Annotated in this window: 13 protein-coding genes and 4 pseudogenes; 7 read left to right on the top strand and 10 right to left on the bottom strand. The window is 59.6% G+C overall.

Features of this window, described 5'->3' with window-relative positions; translation table 11 throughout:
• Window positions 1-145: 145 nt before the first annotated feature.
• Window positions 146-439: a hypothetical protein gene (locus tag ACE103_RS10550; RefSeq protein ID WP_375779350.1), complete on the bottom strand. Its 294-nt coding sequence runs from the start codon at window positions 437-439 to the stop codon at window positions 146-148.
• An 823-nt stretch (window positions 440-1,262) separates the two neighbouring features.
• On the opposite strand from ACE103_RS10550, the gene ACE103_RS10545 reads away from it, so the two are divergent.
• From ACE103_RS10545 to ACE103_RS10535, 3 genes and pseudogenes are all read left to right on the top strand, one after another.
• Window positions 1,263-1,484: a hypothetical protein gene (locus ACE103_RS10545; RefSeq protein WP_375779349.1), complete on the top strand. Its 222-nt coding sequence runs from the start codon at window positions 1,263-1,265 to the stop codon at window positions 1,482-1,484.
• 121 nt (window positions 1,485-1,605) lie between these two features.
• A pseudogene (locus ACE103_RS10540) lies at window positions 1,606-2,398 on the top strand (transposase); the annotation flags it as partial.
• 1,623 nt (window positions 2,399-4,021) lie between these two features.
• Window positions 4,022-4,381: a transposase gene (locus tag ACE103_RS10535; protein WP_375779348.1), complete on the top strand. Its 360-nt coding sequence runs from the start codon at window positions 4,022-4,024 to the stop codon at window positions 4,379-4,381.
• Between the two features lie 197 nt (window positions 4,382-4,578).
• Here ACE103_RS10535 and ACE103_RS10530 read toward each other — a convergent pair.
• The 5 genes and pseudogenes from ACE103_RS10530 to ACE103_RS10510 all read right to left on the bottom strand — a co-directional run.
• Window positions 4,579-5,375 (bottom strand): annotated as a pseudogene (locus ACE103_RS10530) (tyrosine-type recombinase/integrase); the annotation flags it as partial.
• A 770-nt stretch (window positions 5,376-6,145) separates the two neighbouring features.
• Window positions 6,146-6,550 (bottom strand): MFS transporter, encoded by a 405-nt coding sequence (locus tag ACE103_RS10525; protein ID WP_375779347.1) that lies wholly within the window; start codon window positions 6,548-6,550, stop codon window positions 6,146-6,148.
• Window positions 6,481-7,320 carry an MFS transporter gene (locus ACE103_RS10520; protein WP_375779346.1) on the bottom strand — a complete coding sequence of 280 codons (840 nt, stop codon included), beginning with the start codon at window positions 7,318-7,320 and terminating at the stop codon, window positions 6,481-6,483. Before ACE103_RS10520 ends, ACE103_RS10525 begins: the two co-directional genes overlap by 70 nt.
• Before the next feature lie 113 nt (window positions 7,321-7,433).
• Window positions 7,434-8,621: a CaiB/BaiF CoA transferase family protein gene (locus tag ACE103_RS10515; protein WP_375779345.1), complete on the bottom strand. Its 1,188-nt coding sequence runs from the start codon at window positions 8,619-8,621 to the stop codon at window positions 7,434-7,436.
• 4 nt (window positions 8,622-8,625) lie between these two features.
• Window positions 8,626-9,636: a hydroxymethylglutaryl-CoA lyase gene (locus tag ACE103_RS10510; RefSeq protein ID WP_375779344.1), complete on the bottom strand. Its 1,011-nt coding sequence runs from the start codon at window positions 9,634-9,636 to the stop codon at window positions 8,626-8,628.
• 90 nt (window positions 9,637-9,726) lie between these two features.
• Between ACE103_RS10510 and ACE103_RS10505 the strand changes: the two genes are divergently transcribed.
• Window positions 9,727-10,125, top strand: a complete 399-nt coding sequence (locus ACE103_RS10505) for a LysR family transcriptional regulator (RefSeq protein ID WP_375779343.1) — start codon at window positions 9,727-9,729, stop codon at window positions 10,123-10,125.
• 801 nt (window positions 10,126-10,926) lie between these two features.
• On the opposite strand, the pseudogene ACE103_RS10500 reads toward ACE103_RS10505, so the two are convergent.
• A pseudogene (locus tag ACE103_RS10500) lies at window positions 10,927-11,139 on the bottom strand (GMC oxidoreductase); the annotation flags it as partial.
• A 425-nt stretch (window positions 11,140-11,564) separates the two neighbouring features.
• Between ACE103_RS10500 and ACE103_RS10495 the strand changes: the two are divergent.
• Together ACE103_RS10495 and ACE103_RS10490 are read left to right on the top strand one after the other, a co-directional pair.
• Window positions 11,565-12,269 (top strand): HAD family hydrolase, encoded by a 705-nt coding sequence (locus ACE103_RS10495; protein WP_375779342.1) that lies wholly within the window; start codon window positions 11,565-11,567, stop codon window positions 12,267-12,269.
• A 257-nt stretch (window positions 12,270-12,526) separates the two neighbouring features.
• Complete coding sequence (locus tag ACE103_RS10490) at window positions 12,527-13,456, top strand: TauD/TfdA dioxygenase family protein (RefSeq protein WP_375779341.1); 930 nt, start codon at window positions 12,527-12,529, stop codon at window positions 13,454-13,456.
• Window positions 13,457-13,566: 110 nt separating this feature from the next.
• Here the strand turns inward: ACE103_RS10490 and solA are convergent.
• Both solA and ACE103_RS10480 read right to left on the bottom strand, forming a co-directional pair.
• A pseudogene (gene solA, locus ACE103_RS10485) lies at window positions 13,567-14,735 on the bottom strand (N-methyl-L-tryptophan oxidase).
• Between the two features lie 511 nt (window positions 14,736-15,246).
• Entirely contained in the window at window positions 15,247-15,540 is a 294-nt protein-coding gene (locus ACE103_RS10480; RefSeq protein ID WP_375779340.1) for a hypothetical protein, read from the bottom strand.
• A gap of 389 nt (window positions 15,541-15,929) precedes the next feature.
• Between ACE103_RS10480 and ACE103_RS10475 the strand changes: the two genes are divergently transcribed.
• Entirely contained in the window at window positions 15,930-16,307 is a 378-nt protein-coding gene (locus ACE103_RS10475) for a hypothetical protein (protein WP_375779339.1), read from the top strand.
• A gap of 430 nt (window positions 16,308-16,737) precedes the next feature.
• Here ACE103_RS10475 and ACE103_RS10470 read toward each other — a convergent pair whose 3' ends face one another.
• Complete coding sequence (locus ACE103_RS10470) at window positions 16,738-17,673, bottom strand: carotenoid biosynthesis protein (RefSeq protein ID WP_375779338.1); 936 nt, start codon at window positions 17,671-17,673, stop codon at window positions 16,738-16,740.
• Window positions 17,674-18,189 lie beyond the last annotated feature (516 nt).

The following is an 18,189-nucleotide window of genomic DNA, read 5'->3' as shown; positions in this document are numbered from 1 at the left end:
CGCCGCGCTGACCGTTTTTATCGGTTGGGTTTGGAGAAATCTGACAAGCCAACGCGCCGGCTCGTCAAGGCTGAGCGACTGATGGAAGCTCTTCGCACTGAGTCGGGAATGCCGTTCTCCGTATGCCGGAGAGGGTCGCAGCGCTCTAGCTTCTGCCCCGCGGTTGGATAGGGCGCCACGTGCGTGACATCAGCGGATCACTGCGATCATCGTATATGGCCACGAGCTCGCCGGCCTTTAGGCCGAGGCCCTTCAAATCGGTTTCGCGAAGTTCGGATTTGTCGATCGTTGCTTCACCGGCGCTGGCTGCCAACGAAGCTTTTACGGCTTCAGCCTGATCAGCCAGTGCGACAGCATAAGTCACATATCGGAGCTTGTCGTTTTTGACGACGCCGACCGTAACCATCCACCCTGCTGCCATCTCAGTTTCACGGGGCATGCCATGATCTCCACGACGTGTTGCTGTTTCCGATGCTACGAAAAAGGCGCGCGGGCGGCTGGAGGAACCACCCGCGCGAAGTTTGGTACGCCAAGCTTGGCTGTCTGGGGGTGCGTGAAGATAGGCAGCCAAGCCGATAAGCATCTGAGCAACTCGTGTGCCAGACGGTCACTACGCAAGGGTAGAGGCCGACACGACGAAAAAAGCGTGCGGGCAGCCGCTTACCACCGCCCGCACGAGTTGCGATGCGAGGACTTGGCCCTCACGATGGTCAATCGATAAGCGACCAAGCCATACCTGGCTCAGCAATCAGCGTGCCAGACGGTCATATTGCGCAGACAGGCAATCGGCGCGCTTTCATACCTCGTGCAGACTGAATACTCGCGCGAGCGGCGGCTTCCGGACCACAACGTCATGAACCGCACGCGACTGACGAGATCAGACGTGACGCCGCGATACTGCGCTTGACGGTGCACCTTGCGTTCGCGAGTTCGGTAGCGCCGCACTCCGCCATCAGCCGCTCGGTGATGCCGACGAGCCGGCGGACGCGCTTCGACTGCCTGCGGTCCTGCTAGCGCCTTCTCTCAGCCCCGTTTGACCGTGTCCGCGTTTTCATCGCATGTATCTCCTCTCGTCCAGCGACGTAGTCCGAGCCGGTGACAGCCGCAAGAGAACAGAAGGCCCGCGTGACGGCGACGGGCGGCCGTTAACCACACTTCTTTTAGAAACCATTGTTCGCGCTCGATCCCGTAGCATTCCGGGAACCTCTTCCCTCCGCGCCGCAAGTTGGTCTAGGCTCGCAACCTCAAGAGGAGCGACCGGAGTGACGAGGGAGAAGCGGATCAGCATCGAAGAGCGGCCGTCTGTGCTGGCGCGGCTCCGCCGGGTGCAGGCATGGCGCCGGAAACGGCTCCAGCGGCTTTTAGCTGATCCCAACATCGCGGAAAACGATCCGGGGCAGTATAGGTCCATCAAGGCCGCACAGCACTACACGGCCGTCTCTATGCGTGCGGAAGCCATCCTGCGAGGACTGATCGAGCGATAAGCGTTATCGAAGTGCAGATCGGCGAAATTGGCCTTTCGGTTTTGGAGGCGGCCAAGCCGCCTGAAGCTTCTCAATCGCCGCAAGTACGGCGCGCTTTGTGATCTTTCCTTGAAAGTATTGTTTGGCCGACTTCATGGCTGCCGATCTGTCCGCGCTCAACCTTCTGGTGGTCCAAATCGACGGGCTGCATCTCGGCGACGATCTCGTGCTGGTCGCCGCGATCGGGGTTGACGGCTAAGGCAACGAGCATCCGCTGGCGCTGGTGGAAGGGGCGACCGAGAATACCTCCACGGTTCAGTCCCTGCTGGACAACCTGGTCTCGCGCGCGCTCGACCCGACGGTGCCAAGACTGTATCGCCGACGGCGCGAAGGCGTTGTCGAAGGCGATCCGCCGCAGCTTCGATTCGGCCGCTGCGATCCAGCGCTGCCAGATCCGCAAGGCGCGCAACATCACGGAACGCCTGCCGAAAGAGCATCATGCGGCCACCCGTCGGGCGCCGCGCCAGGCCTGGGAGCTCGATGACGCTCCGACAAGGCTGAAAAATTGATCCGCAATCTCGCGCGTCGACTCTACCAGCAATGGCCCGGTGTAGCGGGCAGCATCCTCGAAGGCCTCGACGGCATCCTGACTGTCATCCGGTTGAAGTTGCCGAAGGAGCTTCGTCGATCGCTCGCCTGTACCAACATCGCCGAGAACATGATGGGCACCATTCGCCGCGTCATGCGCAACATCAAGCGCTGGCGGGATCCCGTTATGGCCTTGCGATGGGTCGAGGCCGGCATGATCGAGGCCAACAAGGCCTTCCGACGATTGAAGGCGCATAAGCAAATTGTCGGTTCTGCGTGCGGCCCTTCAAGCTCGCCACAATCGCATGACGATCAACCCCGTTGCCCACGTCTCGAGGGCCGCGTAACATTCATTCCGGCAACGTTGGCCCGACCTAGTTCAACAGCGATCGGGACATCCCCAGCCGACACGGCGGCCCTCATTGGAGGGAAACGTCATGGGCCTCAACCAGCGTAAGCATCCGGTCTGGCTTTCAGTTAACATAATTGGCTCGATCGCGGCACATGTCGATCGGTAACGATAGTCCCCACCAGATCACGGTATCTCACAGCGTGCAAGGCGTTGCCCGCGTGGGCTGCTCACGGCGTGGCGATACGAGATTGCGGCGGCGGAACATACCGGTTACGGAAGAGGCGAATGTCCCGTGGTCCTCCCGGACCCCGCACAACTGTATAGGGCACGCCATAGATGTCGATGCTCCTGTGTCGCTCGCTCGGACTCGGTAGTAAGCCGTGCCGATCTAACTGAAGAATCAGGGGAGCGGGGGCGGGTTGATCACGATGGACCCAGTTCGGGCCGACAACAGGCCCGAAATCCCGTTGCCCGGAGTTATTCATTGCTCCTGTTGCTGCGCGATCCAGTCGCTGGCGATGGCGTAAAGGCTCGGCGGAAGACGAGGGCCCGGCGGCTTCCTGATTCCGAAAGCCGGGCTCGCGGGCCGGACCCACGAGAGACGGCCCAGCTCTCTGGCCGCGCTGAAGCGCGAATGCATGGGCCAATTCGCGCAGCGCTCGGTCGTCGCTGCGTACTCTTTCACGGCGGGGCTCCAGTCGAGCCAACTCGAGGAGGGTGCGCTGGCGATGCAGGTTCTCCTCTGAAGCAGTGAAACTCAAGCTATCGCTAGTGTCGTCTTGGCTCTCGATGTAGTTGTTGAAAGAGTCGACGGTGTCGCTTCGACGCCCCAAGGCCTGGGCTTGGTGATGAACAGGCCCGATGGAAGGCGATGAAACGGTTTGCTCACCCGGGGTGGTCGGTTCACGGGCCCCATCATGCGGCACAAGGCGAGCATCGTTAGGCAACGCAAGCGGCAACCGCTCCGCCGAAGCAACGGACAAGGCCAGAGGATTGGCTCCCGGCCTACTGCTGGCCAACCGCTCAAAACACCACTGTCGATAATCGTTAATATCAGCCTCGGAGGCAAAACCACCCGAGGGGTCTAAAATGGCGCCGCGGTCGAGAATACCCTCAGAGCTGTCGCTAGCGCGGCCCGGCGACGGGTTGCGCACAAAGCGAGGACCGTCACGCAACGCGGACTCACGATAGGGGCGATTCACGCGAGAATACGGGAGACCTTCCTGCACCCCGGCCAGCACTGCGCGGAACTCGCGGGACATACTGCCCAGCGAATTGTCTCCCCCGTTGGATGATTCGACCATCCTCAGCGCGCCTAGCTGCTGGCGAGAGTCCGTTGGACCGGCTGGTGGGAAAGCTTCCGTACTCGAACTCCGGTTTTCTTCCTCTTCGATGCCTGTAAACAAAGTGCGGGCAGCCAAAGCTCGCTCGATAGAATCCACGCTTCGTCACCCGTTGAGAACCGCCACAGCCAGCCTTCTGACTACGGTAGATTGCAGGGCTTAGCTTACAAGAAGCTGACAACCTCGATAACAAAAGCGGTGGCGGCCTTGAGGCGGCAGATGTGGGTAATTCAAAGTGCGGCTAAGCGCTTACTATCGGCCGCACGAAAGGCGGGTTGAACTCCAAGCTCCTCGTCGTCTGCGACGACATTGGCAAACCGCTCGTCATGCTGCTCCCGGAAGGCCAGATGAGCGACCATAAGGGCGCCGGCCTGATGCTCGACGCCCTGCCGCCCGGCTCGGCGCTGATCGCAGACCGCGGCTACGACTCCAACTGCTTCCCCACCGCGCTGAAAGCCAAAGGCGCGGAAGTCTGCATTCCACCGACCAGAACCCGCAAGCAGCCGCTCGCCTACGACAAAGGCGTCTACCGCTCCCGTCACAAGATCGAAAACCTGTTCGCCAAACTCAAGGATTCCGTTCATCTCGTCGACCGCGCAAGTACCGGATGGAGTTGGAGTTCCGGATTTTGTTGACGGCGGCTATTTCGAGAATTCGGGTCTGACGGCGGCCGTGATGCTGCTCTATCTTTGAGGTGAGCTTTTTCGCGGAAACGCCTGCATCTGAGACGGGGGCAGTTAGAATCACCCGCTGAAATGGCGTTACGTCGGCGGCCGCCCACTCTATCGTGTCGATGCCGTGCGTGACTATCTGGCCGGGTGCGATAAGACCACTAGGCGCCCTCAGCCGCATAATGTTCGCGGAGACGGCCGAGCAGCTCGGCCTTGATGGGATCGAGCGGATTGGTCCGCTGCAGACGCACGACCTTGCCAACTCGTTCTGCGCCGACCAACTCCGCAATGTAATCATCAGCTGCTTCGAACGCCATCTTGCGGATGATCCACTGCTCGTCGTGATTGTCGACCTGATCGATTCCGCGTGGCTTTTGCCCGACACACAGCCGCTGGATTTCATTGTCGTAGCCGCAGCGCGACATGATGGTGCGCAGACTGCGCCTCAGGTCATGCATGGTAAATTTTGCGACACCCGCCTCGTTGACCAAGCGGTTGACCATCTTGGTGAAGCCGGACATCTGGCCACCGGTCTTCGGTTACGGGAAGACAAAGCCGGACGTCGCACGTTGGAAATGTTTTGCGGCAGCGAGCACGGCATCAACGAGGCGCGTGCGCGGCACGTCATGATGCAGACCCATCTTTGTCCAAGCCGCATCAAAAGTGATGCGGTCGTCCATAACGTCCTTTTGCCACTTGATCATGGTGGTTCGCTGCGGCGCGGACCACCAAGCAGGCACATTCGAGTCAAAAGCCCGAAAGCTCCGAGCTTGCCAGCTGCATGCCAGACCTTGATGGTCTCCTCATCGGTGAGCGCCCGCCCCTTTGTCCGGCGCCCGACCCGCTGCGCACGAGTTTCCTTTGGCGCGCGATAACCGGCGAGCACGTTGTGTTCGACGTACCCTTCCCCGACGCACCGCTCGACAAAGGTTTGCGTGTGTTTGCGAAGGTCCCTGGCCCTGCAAAATCGAATACTTTATCGAGACAACTTCTGCCTATCTCTCAGGCCGATCTGATTCTTCACGGAGACTGTGCAGACGTTCGATTCACGCGGCGGTGGAACGGCCTTACTATGGGAACTCCAGTCAATCGCGAACAAATTCTAGCACTCGGAGGGCTGCATAAATGAGGATTGCCCAAGTCCCAGCGCAAAACAACACGACAGCACGCCACGTGTTGGCCCTGAATCGATTTCGCCATTTGATGAGCTCGGATGCGCAACCACTGAAGCAACGACCGCGGACGACACCGATCATCTGGCCGTAGCTGTCAAACCGGAATTGGGAACGATGTTTGCGGATGTAGTTGATCCTTTCTTGAGGCGAGAGAGACCAGGTCCATATGTCAAGAGCTGCAGCTGCCTGCTGCTCGAGATTCGGCATCCTACGCAGTCTACCGTGATGACAACTTACTCCCGAGGCCTTGCTATATGCTCTGTTGGCGGTGCGCACGTCATCGAAGTCTGTAGATCTAAATTGCATTATCGGATCGAGCTCGCTTTTGGTCATGTTTCGCGGGCGACGCTACAATATGACCTTACGTCAGCTTCAAGCCAAAGTTGACTTACCAGACCTATGAGGCTCCCGTCGACGCCTTGATGAGCCATGAGCTACGCGGGGGATGGTGAGCGATCACCGCTGTCACGATCGCCGATCGATGTTCGTCGTGAGCTCGTCTCTCTGACAAGTTTGCGACAAGCAAGCATCCGCAGCCTGTTCGGTGCATTCGTCATCTTCGCAGATAGGCGCGATAGGAAAATGTGAGACAGTTGCTGGCCAAGGCCAGGGCAACGCCCAGGGCCACGATGAGAGCGGCTTCCTCTTGCCTAGAGAAGATGATTCCAATGACCGCGATCGCTGAGGCAGATCCCACTACGATCCACTTGCGTTCGATTCGCTCGGCGAAGGACATCGACAGCAACGGACCGATGGGGTTGGCAATCGCGATGACGAAGGAATAGAGCAGACTGTGCGTAACGTTAATGCCCTTGGCAATGAGGAGCGTCGGAACCCAGCTTGCAAACCCGTAGTAACCGATCGACTGAAAGAAGTTGAACACTAGCATCATGATGGTTCGCCCCCGATATCGGGATTGCCACAGCTCGGCAAAACTCGCGTTCTGCTCTTGGGCCACGGGAGGGTGAGGCTGCGGCTCGGGTAAAGGCGCGCCGGTCCGCGCCACGATCTCGTACTCAAGGCGGGAACGATCGCATCCGCCTCGGCAAGGCAGCCCCTCTGCGCCAGCCATCGCGGACTTTCCGGCAAGCCGAGCCGGATGAACCAGACGGCCGTCGCGCCCAGGCACCCGATCCAGATCACCCAGCGCCATCCGTCAAGGCCAAGGGGAGCCGTCGGCACGAAATACCAAGCAACGAGCGCGACGGTCGGGACCGCGGAGAACTGTATCGCCTGGAGGAATGCAAACGACTTTCCGCGCGAATTCGCCGGCACGAGCTCGGTGGTATAGGAGTCGATCGTCACGATCTCCGCGCCTGCACCAATGCCGGTTAGAAACCGAAAGAAGATGATCCACTCCGCGCTGTGTTGACAGGCCAACAAGGCGGCTGCGGCCGTATACCAGAGCAGCGCGCCAGTGAAGACGACCCGCCGCCCGAAGCGATCGGCCAATTGGCCGAACACGAGCGTTCCGACGAACAGGCCGGCAAACATGGCAGCCACGAAAGCCCCCAGTCCGGCAAAGCCGAAGAAATTCACGGTCGAGGTCGTGAAAGTTCCGCTTCTGACGAGCCCCGGTCCGATGTAGGCGGTGAAGAAGACGTCGTAGATCTCGAACCAGGCGCCAAGGGCGACCATCAAGACGAGCTTCCAGATCGGCCAGCTCATCGGAAGGCGGTCAAGGCGCGCATTGATCACGGCCGCAGCCGATGCGTTATCGGTGTCCACCGCTCCCGCTCCGCTGCATTCCGCGAGTGCGACGGTCGTTCGTGTCGCCGGCCGATGCATGGCTTGATTTCCCCTCTGCTTCAATTTGCTTTTCTATGTTCGGCACGCTCGACCTACGGCGTGGCGGCGATGACCCGTTCGCGTGCCAGCCGCTCGACCTCGCGCCGGTCGAAGCCGGCGCCGACCAAAATCTCGTCTGTGTGCTCGCCCAGACGCGGCGGTTGGCGCGTCAGCCTTGGCCGTTCGCGGTCCGCGCCGAATTCGACGGGCATGGCGGGAAGCCGCGCCATCTCGATTGCGCCTTCGGCGGTGCGGATCGCAACGTCAATCAAGCCACCATGACTGGCGAGATGCGGATCGTCGAACAGGTCCGTCGGCTTGCCAACCGCCGCCCATGAGACGGCCGCGCGTTCGCAACGTTCGGCAATCACCGCCTTCGAAAACGGGGCAAGCGCTTCCTGCACGGCGGGGATGAGCCAGCTTCGATGGCTCGCCCGCATGACATTGGTGGCGAGATCCGGATTGCCGCCGAGGGCGGCGAGCCCAAATTCCTCGGTGAACCGGATCCATTGCTTGTCGCTGGTGACGCCAATGAATACCTGATCGTCGCTCGTGTTGAAGACGTCGTAGATCGCCCAGGCATGCCGGCGCTCCGGCATGGGCCTTGGCGGGTGTCCACTCGCGACCGCGCCCGCCATGTGTGTGACCATGAAGAACGCCGCGCTCTCGAACAATGCGCTGCTGATCCGCTGGCCTCGCCCGGTAGCGTCGCGCTCGCGGAGCGCTGCGAGTGCGGCCGTGACGCCGAAGATTGCGCCTGTGATATCGTTGACAGAAGCGCCCGCGCGCAATGGCCGCCCCGCGGGGCCTGTCATATAGGCAAGCCCCGCCTGAAACTGCACGACTTCATCGAGCGCTGTCCTGTGTTCGTAGGGACCTGCGAGGAAGCCTTTGAGCGCCAGATAGATCAGACGTGGATTAATCGCTTCCAGATCAGCATAGCCGCACCCCAGCCGCTCCATCGTGCCGGGCGCGTAGTTCTCAAGAACGATATCGACGTCCTTCACCAGCCGATGGACAGTCGCGCGTCCCTCGGCATGCTTCAGGTTAATCGCGATGCTGCGCTTGTTGCGATTGAAGCCGGCGAAGAAACCTGCGCCGAAGCCAGGCAAGTGGCGCGTGTGGTCGCCGTCGGGCGCGGGCTCGACCTTGATCACGTCGGCCCCGAGATCGGCCAGTATCAAGCCGGCACAGGGCCCCATGATCGTGTGGCTGAACTCGAGGACCTTCAGTCCCGTCAATGGTTTAGTGGACACCCGCCGCCTTCCTCCGAAATGAATTGAGGCTTCCGGCGTGGAGAAGCTCGCTCGGCAGCTGGTGGCCGACGACCTCTTCCGCCATCCGCCCGACTTCGATCAGCGCATCGAGGTCGACGCCCGTACTGATCCCCATCTCCTCGCACAGCAGCACAAGCTCTTCCGTGCAGATGTTGCCGGCAGCGCCCTTGTGTGCGGCGAATGGACAACCGCCCAGTCCGCCGACAGTCGAGTCGAATTTCGTCACTCCCATGCGCAGGCCCGCCATCGCGTTGGCGATCGCGAGGCCCCGGGTGTCGTGCAGATGCAACGTGATCCGCTGATGCGGCCACTTGCTTCGCACCTCCCCGAGCAGCCTTTCGACGCGCAGCGGCGTCGCCCAGCCCATCGTGTCCGACAGGGAAATGTTGTCGATTGCCACACCGCATTCGTCCGCAATGTCGAAGCCGTCGCGAAGGGTGGAGATGACCTGCACCGGCGTGATATCGCCCTGGAAATTGCAGCCGAACGCCGCCATGACCCCGATCCGCCGAACCAAAACGTCTTTCGACAGATGGAGGCGCGTCTGCTTGCGCATCGCTCCTAAGTTTTCCGTGTGGCTGCGATGCAGGTTCTTGCGGGTGAACGCATCGGACGCCGACAGCGCGATCGAGCCGGAAAGCGTCAGCTTGTCCGAATGCTCGAGGGCCCGATCGAGCCCCTTGTCGTTGAACCAGAGTCCGACATAGTGAACGCCGGGCGCCGGCCGAAAGCCCGCGACAACGTCATCGGCATCTGCCCATCCGGGCACGAGGCGAGGATTGACGAAGGAACAAACCTGGATGTGGCGCAGCCCGGTTTGCGCCAAAGCCTCGATGAGGCGGATCTTGTCCGCGGAGGCGATCGGTCCCGGTTCGATCTGGAAGCCTTCGCGTGGCCCCTCCTCCTGGATCTCCACTTCGTTTGGCAGGTCTGCCATCCATCCTCCCCCGGTGAAGCCGCGGCCGCGACTGCCTGTCAATTTCTGTGCCAGGCTTAGGATGGCGGCAGCGCTGTCATTTCGTCCAATACCGATTTGACGGCACCTGCCATATGATTTCTAAATAGCAGGATGGACATCCGACAGCTTCGCTATTTCATCGCAGTCGCCGAGGAGCTGAATTTCAGCAAGGCTGCACGCCGTCTCAACCTCAGTCAGCCTCCGCTCAGCCTGCAGATCAAGGCCCTCGAGCATGAGGTGGGGGCGCCGCTGTTTCTGCGTCAACGCCGCGGCGTCGAGCTGACCCAGGCCGGACAGATCCTGCTTGAACAGGTGCGCAAGGCGATTGCGCAGCTCGATCAAGCGATGGGAACGGCGCAGCGGGCTGCGCGCGGAGAAGCGGGCCTGCTGCGCATCGGCTACACGGGGTCAACCCCGATCCATGCGTCGTTCTCCAAGATCCTGCGCCGCTTTTCGCAAGCCTATCCGGAGATACGTCTCGAGCTGCTTCACGCCTCCACCAGCCAATAGGCCGAGATGCTGACCGACCGTCGGCTCGATCTCGGATTCCTGCGACCGTCCCCGATATTTCCGCCCCCCAATTGTGGCACTCGGATCAGGTTCGGCCACAGCGGACTAACGGCATCCAAATATCAGATAGACCGTATCTTGAGGTTAGGCTTGTTCTACTGACGGCCCTACGTTTCCCTGATCCAGACCCCAACGCGGCGGGGTGGTCGCCAGCGCATCAATCTACGGAAGCGGCAGTAAAGCCTGGCACTCAATTCCTTGCAGTCCCGCGACACTTGGCTCTTTGCTCTTGTTATCTCCGCCCTTACGCGTCGTGCAATTCTCAAAGCGTGGGTCCAACGTAATCGCCTCTCATCAGGGACACTTCAGCGACATTGTCACGGTCCCGGGGCGGAGTCGGGACGATTTTTGTGTGGGGTATGGCGCTGAAGACGAGGACAGCACCACACAGTATGCACCTCAAGTCCGCTTTCGGGGCGAATTCGACAAGCAGTGCGATTATGCTCTCGCCAAGATTGGCCGCATGCTCGCGATTCGAAATGCGGGGCTGGCTGACATCGCCACGCTCAGAATCTATCTGACCGGCGTCCGCAACGTTGGCGACCTCTACAAATGCACCGATCGGCGATTCGCCGGCCACGCTCGGCCAGTCCGAGCAGTTGGGCCGCCAATGGAAGATGCTTCTGTTCGCAATAAGTCCGGAGGTGATCCGGATCATTCGGCTGGCCATAACGCACGATCTTGCACATTTCCGTGTCTTCTCTTCGTCCGCATGCTGAGACGCGCTTCACCACAATCGACTCACACGTCCGTTGCCGGCGCGAGTTTGCGGCCCCGGATCATGTCCGAAGCTTTTTCGCCGATCATGATCGGTCGGCACTTTGGCGTTGCCGCCCGGCAATTCCGGCATGACCGAAGCGTCAACGACCCGCAGACCGTCGATGCCGTGAACCCGCAGTTCGGGACGACGAGGGCCAGCCGACCGGTACCCATTCCGCAGGTGCCGACTGGATGCGAGCGATGCTCATCATCGATAAATTCGCGCAATTCATTGGCGCCCCAATCCGGTCAACCTCCACGGCTGCATCGACTCCTGTCCACATTCTGACAGCGGCACCATGTCGTGTCAGGTCCAGCACATCGCTTATAGGCACACCGAGATGCTTCCCAACGTTTGGCCGGCCTTATTGTATGCAAGCGGCGGCTGGCATGCTCATTGCTTAGATAAAATCAATCGAAGAATAGAGGCACGAAAGCAGCAATACTCCCCTCTCTGACCCTTCCGTCCGGGCGAAGAACGGTCCGCCCGTTCGGCTCACTGAGGCGCGCTGCACCTACGATAGGGGACATACCCAGCATGACCGCCCCCGGCAAGCAGATCTGAAATCGCCCGGTTTCGGACTCATTTTGTCGCGCCATCACTTACTTAAGGTTCACCGATGAAATCCGCGATTGTCTTCGACTGGAATGGTACGCTGCTCGATGACGCTAGCGCGGTGTTGGAAGCGATCAATGCAGTTCTGAGCCGCTTCAGTCGCGCCGCTATCGATATGCATAGGTTTCGCGAAGAGTTCGAGCTTCCGCTCTCCGCAATTTTCCGCAAGCTGGACGTGTCAGAAGACGAAGTCGACGCGGTGCTTGGCAATGACAACGCCATCTTTCACGACACATACGAACCGCTGGCGAGTAGGACTGTTTTGCGCAAGGGCGCAAAACATCTCTTGCTTGCCGCACGTCGACAATCCATTCCAACCGTCATTCTTAGCAATCACATTGTCGAACCAATTCGCGTACAAGTACGAAGACTCGGTATCGAGACTTACGTCCCTACAATTTTGGCATTTGAGAGCCGCACAAGTCAGTTTAGAAGCATGAGCAAGGAGGACAGGTTGCGCCAATATATGCAGGTCAATGATCTACCCCCCGGAAGAACCGTCATCGTCGGCGACATGGAAGTCGAGACGGAGATTGCGCGCAATCTCGGACTTCTCAGCGTGTCGATGACGGGCGGATTTGTTTCCGAAGCGCGCTTGCGGGCAGCGCAGCCGGATTACATCGTTCATGACCACCATGAGCTGGTGCCAATTTTGCAGAACCACGACCTTCTTTTGAAGGAAATAGCTGATCGCGAAGAGCTGCACTGAAGATCTTTCGCTCGCCCGTCATTGCTGTCGACCTCGATGATGTTGAAGGAAGACGTCGGCGCCGACTGCTTTGAGCACCCGATGGAATCCTGAGCTCAGTCCCTTGACCGGCTCGCGCCGCACTTCCCGATCCTTGACTGCTCATGTCGTAGATGGCCGTTGCAGGGCGTGACCCCTTCGCCTGGCACGATGCTTGCTGAGGACTATTCACCGGCTGGGACGAGCAAGCAACCACGAGACTTGGAAAATAAGCCACGATGAGTGCAACGGCTTTGATCGATCATGCTATTCCGCGCAGCAACGTTGTGAAACGCGCAGCGCGCATCGGTGCGGAAATCAGAGATCTCAGGCTCACGGGCGATTTGCCGACGCAGACCATCGCTGCGATCACTAGCTTGTTACTCGAGCACAAGGTGATCTTCTTCCGGAACCAGGGCCATCTTGATGACGCCGAGCACGAGCGCTTTGCAGCTCGTTTCGGAAAGCTGGTCCCCCATCCGATGCTCGGTGCCAGCAAAGGAACGGCGTCGCTCCTCGAGCTTGACTCCAGTCGCGGTGGCGGTCGCGCCGACATATGGCATGCGGATGGGACCTTCGCCGATGCCTATCCGAAGATCTTGGTTCTGCGAGCAGTCGTAATCCCACCGTTCGGTGGCGATACGCTGTGGTCGAATACAGCGGCCGCCTATCTGGATCTGCCGCCCCCCCTACAACGGCTTGCCGACGAGCTTTGGGCCGTGCACAGCAACGTTTTCGACTACGCCGGAATGGCCCGCGTCCGTGAGGTGGATAAGAAACACTATGACGCGGTTTTCACGAGAACAATTTTTGAAACTGAGCATCCCGTTGTGCGCATCCACCCCGAGACAGACGAGCGGACGCTCGTGCTCGGTGCCTTGGTGCAGCGCTTTGTTGGCGTCCCCAAGTACGACGGCCACAAGCTGTTCGACCTGTTCCAGTCTCACATCACCGCGCCCGAAAACACCGTGCGGTGGAACTGGATGGAGGGCGATATAGCGATATGGGACAACCGTACGACGCAGCATTATGCGGTCAACGACTACGGCGACGAGCATCGCGTCGTGCGTCGTGCCACTATCGATGGTGATGTGCCCGTCAGCGTCGACGGCCGCCGCAGTGTAACGCGCCTCAAGGTCGCCAAACAGCCGCTGATCAACGCTGGCTAGCTAACGCTCTCGAAATCGAACAAATCGAGACCGGCGAGATATCTCTTTGGGTGACACCTTCAGGACTGCAATCACGCCGCAGGCGCGCCACGCGATGGTCGCGCCGAACGTCACAGAAATCGGGACGCGGAGAAAGGCGTAAGGTCGATCGCACTTCGGCCGTTGGTGATCATTTCAGCCACGACGTTCCCAATGCCGGCCGAGTGCTTGAAGCCGTGACCGGAGCATGCTGAGACCACAAAAACCCTGTCCTGGTCGGGATGCCGGTCGATGATGAAATCCCGATCGGGCGTCACTGTGTAGAGACAGGCGGCCGCCTGTGCGACGCGGGGCGTGGCGCCCGCAAGCCGGCTCTCGACGTGCTCGCGATACATCCTGGCCGACTCAGCCGGATCGACGGTGCGATCGACGGCGTCGGCCGTCGTGCTGGTCCCGTATTGCTCGGTCGCCACCTTGAGGCGATGATCACCCGGCGGCGGCGGGAAACCGTAGAGATAATCGACGTCAGTCGCGCCGTGCATCCAGATGAACACCGGCGCGTTTGCGCGGTAGGCGCTCGTGTCCTTGAGCTCGTACCAATGGAGCACCTGGCGGTTTGCTGTCAGTACACGGACGAACGGCGCCCCCAGCAGGTGAGCATTCCAGGCCCCCGCCGACACGACCACTTGGCTCGCTTCGAATGTTCCGGAAGAGGTCTCGACCCGAACAACCGAACCAACCTGCGCGATCGAGAGAACCTCAACACCCGTGCGGATCACCGCCCCCAGCTGCTCCGCGCGTGTCAGCTGCGCTTTGATGCAACGCTCCGGAAGAACGTATCCGCCACCGGGCTCGTAATACGCTTTCTCGTCGCCCCGAAGATTCAAGAACTGCGGGAAGCGATAGGCAACCTCTTCCCGTTGAGCACTTCGTGCGTGATGCCGAAATCATGGGCTGTCTCAATCGAGCGCGCGACGAAATTCGACTTGCCGTGGTGCGACGCCTCACCGACGCCGGGTGCCATGACGAGGACACCACAAGCGTTCAGGAGCTGGCCATCCGTCTCGGCTTCGAGCTCATGCCAGATCCGATGCGTATCCAGAACCAGGGGCACGTAGTCGCGGCCTTCACCGACGGCCTGCCGTGTGATGCGGGTTTCGCCATGACTGGCCCCCATGATGTGGGGAGGGGCAAATCGGTCGAGGCCGACCACCTTCACCCTGCGCTTGGCCATCTGATAGAGCACCGCGCTGCCCATGGCACCGAGGCCGATCACCAGAATATCCGCTTTCTCGCTCATGGCTGCAACTGCTCAATTTTTAGGATTGATCCGCGAAAGCGGTGAGTTAGCTTTCCGGATCAAGCTTCTAGAGCGCGATGAGGATTCGTCCGCTACATCGCGAGACCCACTATTCCGGAAGAGTGGGACTCTAGCTTCGCAATCGCGGCAAGTACGATGCTGGTTGCGATCTTTCCCTGGGACCATCGACTGAGTGCAGCTATGGCATTCTCCGAAGCCTTTGCGCGCGTCATGGCATGATCTCCACCGGCCGGCTTCGAAAAACGCGCGGGCGGCTGGAGGACCACCCGCGCGAGTTGCGCCGACAATAGAGGCTTTGCTGTCTCAGGGGGGTTGCGTGAAGATATGAGCAGCCAAGCCAGACGTCTCTCAGCAACCCGCGTGCCAGACGGTCACGGTGCAAGAGGGCAAAACGGTGCACTTTCACACCTCGTGTGGCTGACTACTCGCACTACGGCGGCGGCTTCCGGACATGCATGCCATCAACCGGACACAGCTGGATGTTCAGCGCTTAGTGAGGTCGAGGGCGTGAGATGATCGGATCGATCTCGTCATCGTGAACAACGATCAGCTCACCAGGTTCCACACCGAGCCTTTGCAATTGCTGCTCTTCGATCGGGCCGTTTAGCATTGCGGCCTTGGCACCGGAGTCTTTCAGAGTGAGCTTCACGGCTTCCTTCGGGTTGGCGACCGCAACCGCGTAAGTTACGTGCCTGAATTCTTCGTCGTCGCTGTCTTCCTTGAAGATGGCGACCGTCACTATCCAACCACCCATCTGCTGCGCCTCGGGAGGAGTCCTCGCCATGTGATGTCGGCTCGCCTGCAATTTCGGAGCCGTAGGCTCCGCGGCGCGCGTGCAAAAGCCGTTCTGATGAGGCCGATAGAGCACCAGTTCACTTTCGGCCAGCCGTCCCGCAACAGGTGTCGGTACCGCCTTTGGCGGCACCGGCGATCTATGCGCAGCCGACTCTATCCTCAACGAGGTTGCCGCGATTCTCAGCCTCTCAGCCGGGGACGGGTGAGCATCCGGGCAAATGGCACGCAGAACGCGCAATATGCAGTGCGATCACGCCGTACCAAATGAGGTAGGTATGGCACGTTGGAGATTGTGGTACATTCTGAAGGTTGATGATCGGAACTGAGCAGCGAACAACTCAGCACGTTACAATCCACTTTCAGGCCAGGAGATGTCGAATGCCCGCGAATACAATCGAAGACGAAAAACGCGAACGGCGGGCACGTCCAGAGCCCGAACTGGCCCGGGTAGCGGGCGGCGTCGCCGATGGCGTTGAAGAACCGGCGGCATCGCGCATTCCATTTACGTTTCCGGAATGGCAAAAATCGATCGAAGCGGCAAGGAACCTGTTCGCTACGGCACTAAAGGACGGATTAAGCTTGACTGCTTCCTCTCTGCACGATCAGGCCACCTTTCTGAAAACTCTTGCCGACTCCAAGAATCTCTCTGAGCTATTGAAGTGCCACTTGGACTTCGCCGAGAAATGCTGGTCGAAGTCGTTCAGCGAGGGATCGAAGATGTTGGATCGTCTCAAAACACAGCCGCCTCTGCGGTGAGATAAGCAATCCGCCAAGCGTGAAGCAAGGGCCGACCGCGCTCTACTCCCTCCGACCGCAGCCAGCCGTACGGCGGCGACCGGCGACGTTATGGATACCGAACTTCGGCGCTACCTGAGAACAACTCCTTCCGCCACCTGGTCGATATAGAACTCAGATGGCACATCGAACGCGACTACAGGAAGGTGAAGCAGATGGTCGACCGCGGCATCACGTAAGGGCGCGATTGATGCGGCTACCATCACCAGCCATGTTATGCATCAAGGGGAACGATTCCGCCCTCCCGACCTCGTCGGCCCGCGTCCGTCAAAAAACTGGGGCTTCTCAGAATTCAAAGGCCCCGCTGCTGGCCCGCTCAGAACCGAGCGTCATGCCGAATTCGGTCGCTGCGATACAGCGGCGCCTCAGGAGCGTATTGGTTGTGCCCTAGCTAGGGCGTGTACTCATGACGCGGTGGTGACGTCCGCTCTGCCCCAAACGCAGTTGGCGAGCTATTCGAACTCGCTAGGCGCTGGAGGCGTAGCGCTGCCAACAACGCCGTAAAGACCATCGTGAACAACAGGATCGCGACAGTCGCTTCCCCGATGTCGTGGACCTGCCAGCCATATCCCCTGGCATCAACGGCCTCTCCTGCTTGTCCCATTATCCAGGGCACGATCTGTGTAAGACCGGCACCTATATAGAAAAGGATGCCGGTTACCGATAGCTCGAAGCTCATCCTTGCAGGCATCGGGAGCTCACTTCGGCGCAGGTAGAGCGCGAAGGACTCAAAAATCAACCATGAATTGAGAAGCCAGCCGAGATAGTTGGAGAGACGAACACCAAACACTCCACCGCCGTCGTGCCATATCCAAACCTTGGCGATAGTCGCATTCGGGGCATCCACCACTAGATCCCATTGGGTCATTACGAACGCAGCGACGACTGGCAGAGCGATCAAGTTGAAAGGCCGATCGAGCTGCCGATCGGCGCCGTCAAGTAGGATAGACGCCACTGTCCACGAAAAATAGCCAGCCCCGAACCACGACGGTCCGATTATCAGCGGGACAAGGCCGATATGAGGTAGATCTGCGCCGACCTCGAAATGATAGCTGCCGAATGGAAAGCCCGTAGCGGTGCCGAGGTTTTCCGTCGTAAAGGCAATTGCGCTGCACATAGCGAACAGGATTGACGCTCGCCGCGTACCATACGCAAGAGCGGCGTGGATCAGCGCGCAGGCAATGAAAATCGCCGCGAGCGCTTGCGCGAGCGGGGTTGGATTCCAGGAAAAGCCGATTGCGGCTGCAAGAATGGCGGCGATGGAAAGCCAAAGTACAATCTTCTGCCAAGTCCACAGCCTGTTGCCAGAAATATTGTCTCGTCTCATTGTGCTTGCCCCGTCGTAGGGAGCGTCGTGGTAACGCTTACTCGGCCTAATCCAGAAATAACTGCCATCGTCACCCATTGGGCAAGTGATTTCGGCCGGCCTTCACGCATAGCGCCAACATCCCGCCAAAAACGTGATCGCAACAGTCCGATCTGCTTCAGCCTTGTCTCTACCGCTCGCAACCAAGTCGAGCGGTTCTTCAACCCGATTAACAGGCAAGCTGTCTCGTCTGAATTCTGGATCAATGGTTATGAATCAACGTCCTAGCTAGTAGATGTCCGTGCTGCGCAATCCAAATCGAGGCCCATACGTCCGATCTGCGATCGCACCAGGGTGCTCAATTTGGACTACCTAACCTCTAGACCCGGTTCTCATGTCTGATTTGACAGGTTGGCAGCTTCGTGTGCGCCAATGTTGCGGTTGTAATACCTTTGACCCTCGACGAAGGACTTACCCCTTACAATTCACGCCCGTGCGAGCAGTAGAGAACAGAGCCCTCCAGTTGCACAAGACAGG

This window comes from Bradyrhizobium sp. ma5, from assembly GCF_042258955.1.
Classification (GTDB): Bacteria; Pseudomonadota; Alphaproteobacteria; order Rhizobiales; family Xanthobacteraceae; genus Bradyrhizobium.
This window is presented reverse-complemented; position numbering and strand designations above follow the sequence as displayed.

What these genes read in the sequence shown, in the direction of transcription:
- ACE103_RS10490 (WP_375779341.1), top strand. Translation starts at nt 12,527, where the DNA reads ATGAGTGCAACGGCTTTGATCGATCATGCTATTCCGCGCAGCAACGTT.
- ACE103_RS10505 (WP_375779343.1), top strand. Translation starts at nt 9,727, where the DNA reads ATGGACATCCGACAGCTTCGCTATTTCATCGCAGTCGCCGAGGAGCTG.
- ACE103_RS10495 (WP_375779342.1), top strand. Translation starts at nt 11,565, where the DNA reads ATGAAATCCGCGATTGTCTTCGACTGGAATGGTACGCTGCTCGATGAC.
- ACE103_RS10470 (WP_375779338.1), bottom strand. Translation starts at nt 17,673, where the DNA reads ATGAGACGAGACAATATTTCTGGCAACAGGCTGTGGACTTGGCAGAAG.
- ACE103_RS10550 (WP_375779350.1), bottom strand. Translation starts at nt 439, where the DNA reads ATGCCCCGTGAAACTGAGATGGCAGCAGGGTGGATGGTTACGGTCGGC.
- ACE103_RS10480 (WP_375779340.1), bottom strand. Translation starts at nt 15,540, where the DNA reads ATGGCGAGGACTCCTCCCGAGGCGCAGCAGATGGGTGGTTGGATAGTG.
- ACE103_RS10475 (WP_375779339.1), top strand. Translation starts at nt 15,930, where the DNA reads ATGCCCGCGAATACAATCGAAGACGAAAAACGCGAACGGCGGGCACGT.